Source organism: Mycobacterium sp. 1245852.3 (assembly GCF_001669335.1).
GTDB lineage: Bacteria > Actinomycetota > Actinomycetes > Mycobacteriales > Mycobacteriaceae > Mycobacterium > Mycobacterium europaeum_A.
This window is the reverse complement of sequence record NZ_LZLL01000306.1, coordinates 1-7,577: the sequence shown is the minus strand read 5'-3', so window position 1 is coordinate 7,577 and position 7,577 is coordinate 1. Positions and strand designations below refer to the sequence as shown.

At 68.7% G+C, this 7,577-nt stretch carries 5 protein-coding genes and 1 pseudogene; 2 read left to right on the top strand and 4 right to left on the bottom strand.

Annotation, left to right across the window (positions count from 1 at the left end; all coding sequences use genetic code 11):
- Positions 1–1,048 (bottom strand): annotated as a pseudogene (locus tag A9W96_RS13795) (hypothetical protein); the annotation flags it as partial.
- A gap of 21 nt (positions 1,049–1,069) precedes the next feature.
- Positions 1,070–2,356 (bottom strand): DUF3068 domain-containing protein, encoded by a 1,287-nt coding sequence (locus A9W96_RS13790; protein WP_197499511.1) that lies wholly within the window; start codon positions 2,354–2,356, stop codon positions 1,070–1,072.
- 183 nt (positions 2,357–2,539) lie between these two features.
- Here A9W96_RS13790 and A9W96_RS13785 point away from each other — a divergent pair, with 183 nt between their 5' ends.
- Positions 2,540–3,715, top strand: coding sequence for an acyltransferase (locus A9W96_RS13785; protein ID WP_067140455.1), 1,176 nt, complete (start codon positions 2,540–2,542; stop codon positions 3,713–3,715).
- Positions 3,716–3,872: 157 nt separating this feature from the next.
- Positions 3,873–5,210, top strand: coding sequence for a lipase family protein (locus tag A9W96_RS13780; RefSeq protein ID WP_067140452.1), 1,338 nt, complete (start codon positions 3,873–3,875; stop codon positions 5,208–5,210).
- A 48-nt stretch (positions 5,211–5,258) separates the two neighbouring features.
- Here A9W96_RS13780 and A9W96_RS13775 read toward each other — a convergent pair whose 3' ends face one another.
- Both A9W96_RS13775 and A9W96_RS13770 read right to left on the bottom strand, forming a co-directional pair.
- Positions 5,259–6,281: a methyltransferase gene (locus A9W96_RS13775; protein ID WP_067140449.1), complete on the bottom strand. Its 1,023-nt coding sequence runs from the start codon at positions 6,279–6,281 to the stop codon at positions 5,259–5,261.
- 236 nt (positions 6,282–6,517) lie between these two features.
- Positions 6,518–7,577 (bottom strand): AMP-binding protein (locus A9W96_RS13770; RefSeq protein WP_067140446.1); only part of this gene is annotated, 1,060 nt, incomplete at its 5' end.

The following is a 7,577-nucleotide window of genomic DNA, read 5'->3' as shown; positions in this document are numbered from 1 at the left end:
CCGCCAGCGCGTAGCCGGGCATCGCCAGCGCCACCCACTTCTGGCCGTCGCGTAGCACCCCGAAGCCGGGCACGTGGTCGACCACCGTGCCCAGCACCGCCACCCCGGGGCCGGTCGCCAGGGCCGCCGGGATCAGCACCGACACGGCGGCCAGCACCAGCAGCGGCACCGCCACCGGGCGCCGGACGACCGTCGGCAGGCCCGCGGCCACCACGCCCAACAGCACCACCGCCGAGAACACCGCGAAAAGCGTGGTGCGCGAACCGGGTACGGCGTCGCCGTTCCAGATGCCGCCGAGGCTGACCAGGCTGCCCAGGGTGCCCAGGCCGGGCTCGGCGCGCGGGGCGAACGCCTCCACCCCCAGCCGGTTGGCCGCGGTGTGGGCGGTCAGCGACGAGCCCATCACCGACGCCGTCAACCACGGCAGCGCCGCCACCAGGGCGGCGCCCAACGCCGTCGCGGCGCACCACCGGCGCGGCCGGCCGCTACCGGGCACCACCGCGCAGGCCAGCGCCACCGTCGCGGCGAGCAGCAGCCCGGTCGGGGTCAGCCCGGCGAGCGCGATCCAGAAGGCCAGCCCCAAGGGCCCGAACCGGATCGAGGTCGGTGCCGTCCGCAGCGTGACCATCGCGGCCGCCACCCAGGGCAGGCAGCCGTAACCGACCAGCAGGCTCCAATGCCCTTGCAGAAGCCGTTCCGCGACATAGGGATTCCAGATCGCGACGGTGGTGGCGACGAACTGGCCGGGCGCGCCCGCGCAGGGCAGCGTGACCGCGACCAGCCGGGCCGCGCCCCATCCCGCCAGCCACAGCCCGGCCACCAGCAGCGCCTTGACCACGACGCCGCCGTCGACCAGCTGAGAGGCAAGCGCCACCGCGAAGTCCTGGGGGGTGGCGCGCGGCGCCGACGTCAGCCCCAGCGCGGTATCGGACAGATAGGACCGCGGCGTCGACACCGCGTCGCGCAGCAGCAGGTATCCAGGCGCCAGGAGCGGCCCGACCACCAGCAGCGCCAAGACCAGTGCGTACCCGGGTCGGGTCCAGCGCACGGTTAACGCATCCGGGCCGGGCTATTCCCGGTCGTGCGTGCCGGGCGGGTGGGATTCGGCGGGCCCCGCCTCGGTGGGCTCATCCGGGCCGGTCGGGTCGGAGCCGGGCGGACCGGTCTCCTGGCGCGCCTCGGGCCGTTGGGTGGGCAGCTTCTCGGTCTCGGCCTCGGCGCCGGGCACCGGTTCCTCGAGGCCGCTGCGGCCGAAGAAGTCCTGGTCGCCGCGGTCCAGGCCGGGGTCGGTCAGCGCGCTCTCGCTGCGCAGGCTGAACGACGCGAGCAGCCCCCCGCCGATCAGCGCGATCAGACCGACCGCGGTGAAGGTGATCGGCAGGACGCGCGACCACAGCGCCAGCCGGTCGCGCTCGTCGCGGGCGGCGTTCACCTGGGATTCGACGGTGTCCTGGTTCGAGGTGACCTTGTAGTCGGCCAGCGTGAGCTCCGGCTTGAGCGGATCGCGGGCGAAGTAGTGATCGGCGTGCTCGGTCTGTTTGACGATGGTGCCCGACACCGGGTCCACCCAGAAGGTGCGCTGCGCCGCGTAGTAGCGGGTCATGGTGATCTGTTCGTTCGGGTCACCGCCCTGCACGCCCCACATCGCCGCCGACGTGGTCTGCTTGGCATCCTCGTTGCCCGCCAACAGCGACGGGTAGGCCACCGGGGCCACCAGCTTGCCGTCGGCGTTGTAGCCGACGTTCTGGGTGAACTTGTACGTGGTCAGCCCGTTGACGTCTTCCTGGGTGTCGTAGTTGACGTCGAACGCCTTCTGCGCGATCGGATCGAAGTAGGGGTAGGTCTTCTTCTCGGTGTGGAACGGGAACCGGTAGGACAGCCCGTCGTGGCGCAGCGGCATCGCGGTGGGCGGGTTCTCGTCGTTGACGGCACGCGGCTTCTGGACCGAACCGCCGGCGTGGGTGTCGTCGGAGACGGCCAGCGCGGTCTTGCGGTTGAGCGTGACGGTGTCGACGATCGCCAGCAGCAGCCCGCTGTCCTTCTGCTTGTCGGTGCGCCGCAACGAACTTCCGACCTGCAGCGTGACCACGTCGGAGTTGGCGGGTGACTCGACGCTGATCTGCTGCTGGGAGACCAGCGGCACGTTCTGGTTGACGATGACGTGGTCGGTCGACAACGACGCGGAGTCCAGTGCGGTCCCGGTGCCGTCACCGATCAGCGTGGCGTCGATGTTCAGGGGCACCTTGGTGATTCTGCTGGTGGTGTACGTCGTCAAAAGCAGCGCGGCGATCAGCAGGGCGGCTCCGAGTCCGATGATCCCGCATGCGGCGAACCGCAACATGACTGCTCGGTTCACGTCGCTGTGCCCTCCTCAATTTCCTTGCTTCATCAGCCGCGACTCGACCCGAGCAGGCAAGCCCGGGGCAAACTCGTTTGACCCTAACAGCAGAAAGTAAGGCAGCGACTTACGAACCTGTTGCTCGCGCGGACGGGTCCTTCGGGTGTACCGAATGGCCGGACCACACGGCACAGGCAAACTGTGGTGGTGAGCGATGACCAGCGGGCGGGCGGGGTGCGCAGCTTCCTGCCGGCCGTGGAAGGCATGCGCGCCTGCGCGGCCATGGGCGTGGTGGTCACGCACGTCGCGTTCCAGACCGGACACTCCAGCGGCGCCACCGGCAGGCTGTTCGGCCGCTTCGACCTGGCCGTGGCGGTGTTCTTTGCGCTGTCGGGTTTTCTGTTGTGGCGCGGGCATGCCGCGGCGGCACGGGGTTTGGGGTCGCGTCCGGCCACCGGGCACTACCTGCGGTCGCGGGTGGTCCGGATCATGCCCGCCTATGTGGTCGCCGTGGTCGTGATCCTGACGCTGTTGCCCGACGCCGACCACGCCAGCCCGACGGTGTGGCTGGCCAATCTGACACTCACCCAGATTTATGTGCCGTTGACGCTGACCGGCGGGCTGACCCAGATGTGGAGCCTGTCGGTCGAGGTCAGCTTTTATCTGGCGCTGCCGGTTCTCGCGCTGCTGGCCCGCCGCCTGCCGGTGCGGGGCCGGGTGCCGGCGATCGCCGCGCTGGGCGCGCTGAGCTGGGCGTGGGGGTGGCTCTTCGCGGCCGACTCGGCCTCGGGTATCAACCCGCTGAACTGGCCGCCGGCGTTCTTCTCCTGGTTCGCCGCCGGCATGCTGCTGGCCGAGTGGGTGCACAGCGGGATCGGGCTGCCACACCGGATTGCGCGCCGGCGGTGGGTGATGGCGGCCGTCGCGGTGGTCGCCTACCTGATCGCGGCGTCGCCGCTGGCGGGTCCCGAAGGTCTGGTGCCCGGCACCCCGGCCCAGTTCGCGGTGAAGACCGCGATGGGCTCCGTGGTGGCCTTCGCGCTGGTCGCGCCGCTGGTGCTGGATCGGGTGGACACCGCGCATCGCATCTTGGGGACGACCGCCATGGTGACGTTGGGCCGCTGGTCCTACGGGTTGTTCGTGTGGCATCTGGCGGCGTTGGCGATGGTGTTCCCGGTGCTCGGGACGTTCCCGTTCACCGGCCGCATGCCCACGGTGCTGGTGCTGACGCTGATCTTCGGTTTCGCGATCGCCGCGGTCAGCTATGCGCTGGTCGAGTCGCCGTGCCGAGAAGCGTTGCGCCGCTGGGAGAAACGAGAGAAGCCGGCCGAGACGGCTCAGGATGTCGACGCCGAGGCCGACGCGATCGCGCCGTGAGCCCGCCCGGACGGCCACCTGAATTCCCCTCCGATGCGGTACCGAAGGTCTCGAAACCTCTTTTTTGGGTAACCCCGAGTGTGAGAGAGCGGCGGGTCGCGGGTGCCGGAAGCGGCAAGGCAACGAAGTCGCTTCGGTCCAGGAGAGGCGTTCGACAATGGACAACGACACGATCGCGGCACGGCCGATGGCGGACACGCCACACGAGGAGTTAAGTCCTGGCGAGCGTCCGCTCTCGCCGGATGACGATCCCTTCTACCAACCGCCGCCGGGTTATGAACAGGCTGAATGTGGCACCGTGCTGCGCTCGCGCACGGTCGAGTTGGGCTTCCTGGGCCTGCTGCCGCAAAGCTTCACGGCCACCCAACTCCTCTACCGCAGCACGAACCTGCACGACGATCCCGAGGTCGCCGTGACCACTTTGTTGCTGCCGGAACAGCGCGATCCGCGGTGTCCGGTGTTGTCGTATCAGTGCGCTATCGATGCGGTGGCGTCGCAGTGTTTCCCGTCGTACGCGCTGCGCCGCGGCGCCGGGGCGATCGGCGCGTTCACGCAGGCGGAGTTCCTGCTGGTGGCGGCGGCACTGGCCGAAGGGTGGGCGGTCTCGGTGCCCGACCACGAGGGCTGTCACGGCATGTGGGGCGCACCCCGCGAGCCGGGATACCGCATTCTCGACGGTGTCCGGGCGGCCCTGAATTGCGAACGCCTGGGCTTGTCCCCGTCCGCCCCGGTGGGCTTGTGGGGTTATTCGGGCGGTGGTTTCGCCTCCGCGTGGGCGGCCGAGGCGGCCGCCCGCTACGCGCCGGAACTCAATATCGTCGGCGCGGTGCTCGGCTCACCGGTCGCCGACCCGGAAAGCGTCGCGCGCCGCCTCAACGGGTCGTTTTTCGCCGGACTCGCCGCGCTGATGATCGCGGCGCTGACCGAGGTGTTCCCGGAAGCGCAGCGGGTCGTCATCGAGCACGCCACCGAAGAGGGCAGGGCGGTGCTGAACGAATTGCGGAAGCTGACCACCGCGGGCGCGGTTCGGCGGCTGCGCAACGCAGACATCGGCTCCTACGTCGACATCTCCACCGACGAACTGTGGGACCTGCCGGAGGTGCGCCACATCTTCGACGAAACCAAGCTCGGCAGAACCCCACCCGAACTGCCCCTGCTGGTGATCCAGGCGGTGCACGACAGGATCATCAGTGTCGACGACATCGATGAGCTCGTCGCGACGTATGGCGCGGCTGGGGTGGCGGTCACCTATCACCGCGATCGATTCTGCGGTCACCTGCTGCTGCACCCGCTGTCCTCGCCGATGGCCCTGCGGTGGCTGCGCGACCGGTTCACCGGACGCCCGCTCGACGAAAACAGGACCCGGACGGTGTGGCCGACCCTGTTCAACCCGTCGACCTACCTCGGCATGCTGAAGCTCGGCGCGATCACGGCCAAGGTGATCTTGGGACGGCCGGTCCGGTCCCGTCCGCTCTCCAAATCCGACGCGGCGTAGCGGCTCGCCGGGTCATCCCGCAGCAGGCCTGAGCCGGAGGCGCGCCTCCTAACCGGGCACGGCTTCGATGACGCAGAGCGGCCCCGCCGTCTGCACCACGCGCTGCAGCCGGAAGCCGCCCCGCCGGAGTAGATCGGTCCACTGCTTGAGATCGCGTTCCAATGCGCCCGCCATCACCAGCATCTCCATATCGGCGTAGTGGCCGAGGAATTCGCGGTCGTGGTCGGGGACCACCATCTCCAGCAGCAGCAGCTTCGCGCCCGCAGGGGCCGCGGCTTTGATGGTGCCGAGGATCGCGATGGCTTTGTCATCGGGCCAGTCGTGGATGACGTTCTTCATCACGTAGGCGTCAGCGACTGGCACGCTTTCGAAGAACGACCCGCCCGTCACCGTGACTCGGTCGGCGACGCCGTGCGCGGCCAACACAGGTGGTGCTCCCTCGACTGCCTCGGGGAGGTCGAACAGCACGCCGCGGGCGTTGGGGGCGGCGGCGAGAAGGGACGACAGTAACCGGCCGTGGCCGCCACCGATATCGGCGATGACGCCGAAGTTGCTGAAGTCGTACGCCGCGACCGCCGCAGCCTCCAACACTGACGACGTGGAGGTCATGGCGTTGTTGAAGATCTCCGCGAACTCGGGGTCGTCCCGGAGATAGTCGAAGATGTCCTTGCCGAACACTTTCGGGGGATTCGGCTCTCCGGTGCGCACCGCATCGGCCAGCCGTGTCCAGTTCGCTCGATGTTGCGGGGAGCCGAAGAACAGGGCAGTCCCATGCGTCGAGATCGGCGAGTCGGTGCGCAACGTGTCAGCCAGCGCGTTCAGCGCGAAACGGCCGTCGCGACGCCTGCGAAACACGCCGCGGCTGATCAGCAACCGCATCAACCGAGCCACGCTGTCCGGGTCGGCCCCGATACGGCGCGCCAACTCCTCTTTGCTCAGTGGGCCCGCAGCCAGCGCGTCGGCAATGCCCAATTGCGCGGATGCCGAGATGGCCTGCGACAGAAAGGCCCCGAAGAGGATTTCGATGACCGCGATCGGCGGGGGTGCCAGTCTCTGGTATAGCCGCCCCACATGATGACGGACTCGCTCGACCGCCCGAGCCACCCGGGCGGGCGGCAGTCTCGGGGTTGATGTCGGTGACTTAGACGGCATCGTTCTCCAGTACCTGGTCATTACAGACGATTACAGACTCGAAAAAACAAGTATTCCTGCTGGAGCATCTTCGCGCGGCCCAAGCTCGATTTGAATGCACTGTCGTATGCGTTGATCGCCGAATGCGGCTCATGGCGGCCCTAGACCAGTGCGGGTCAGCTGGCCTCCGCGGTCGACAAGCGCTCGATGATCTGGGCCCGCACCGCCGAGCGGCGGGCCTTGCCGGCGTCGTCGCGCAACGGGGTGTCGACGAACTCGACGGTGTGCGGCACCTTGTACCCCGCCACATGCTCGCGCAGAAACTCTTGCACGCCAACGCAATCCAGGTTCGAACCGTCGATCGGGTGCACGAGTGCGTATGGCACCTGGCCGAGATCCTCGTGGGGGACGCCGACGACCAGACACGACAGCACGTCCGGGTGCGCCGAGAGCGCGTTCTCGATCTCGGCGGGGTAGACGTTGCGGCCCCCGACGGTGAACATGTCGACCCGCCGGTCCGAGAGATACAGGAAGCCGTCGGCATCGAAATAGCCGAGATCGCCCAGCGAGTCCCAGCCGTCGCGGCTTTTCGCCGTGGCGCCGACATAACGGTAGGTGGGCGCGCTGCCCGGGCCGGGCCGCATGTAGATCTCGCCGACCACGCCGGGCGGGCAGGGGTTGCCGTCGTCGTCGAGCACCTTCATCTCGCCGGCCACCACCAGGCCAACCGAGCCGCGGTGCGCCAGCCACTGGTCTCCGGAGATGAATGTCAGCGCCTGTAATTCGGTGCCGCCGTAGAGCTCCCAGACTTTCTCCGCGCCCAGCAGGTCGATCCACGCCTGCTTGATGGCCGGGGGACAGGGCGCGCCCAGGTGCCAGAACCGCCGAATCGAGGACAGGTCGTAGGCTTCCGGGTTGGCCTGGTAGACCGGCAGCGTCCGCTGCATGATCGTCGGCACCGTCGTCAAAAAGGTGACGCGATGGTCGGCGATCAGCCGGAGAAACCGCTCGGGGTCGAACCGGCTCATCAACACCAGGTGATGGCGCATCAGCAACGCGATGGTCGCGGTGGTGAAACCGGTGTTGTGGCTCAACGGCACCGGCACCAGAGTGGTGTCGCCCTCCTGGGCGCCCAGCGGGTAGCCGATCGCCGCCGGTATCCGGCTGTCGCCGCCGGATTCGATCAGCTTGGGCCGCCCGGTGCTGCCCCCGGATCCCATCGCCTTCCACACCGGT

Coding starts and splice junctions, on each gene's coding strand:
- A9W96_RS13780 (WP_067140452.1), top strand. CDS start 3,873: ATGGACAACGACACGATCGCGGCACGGCCGATGGCGGACACGCCACAC.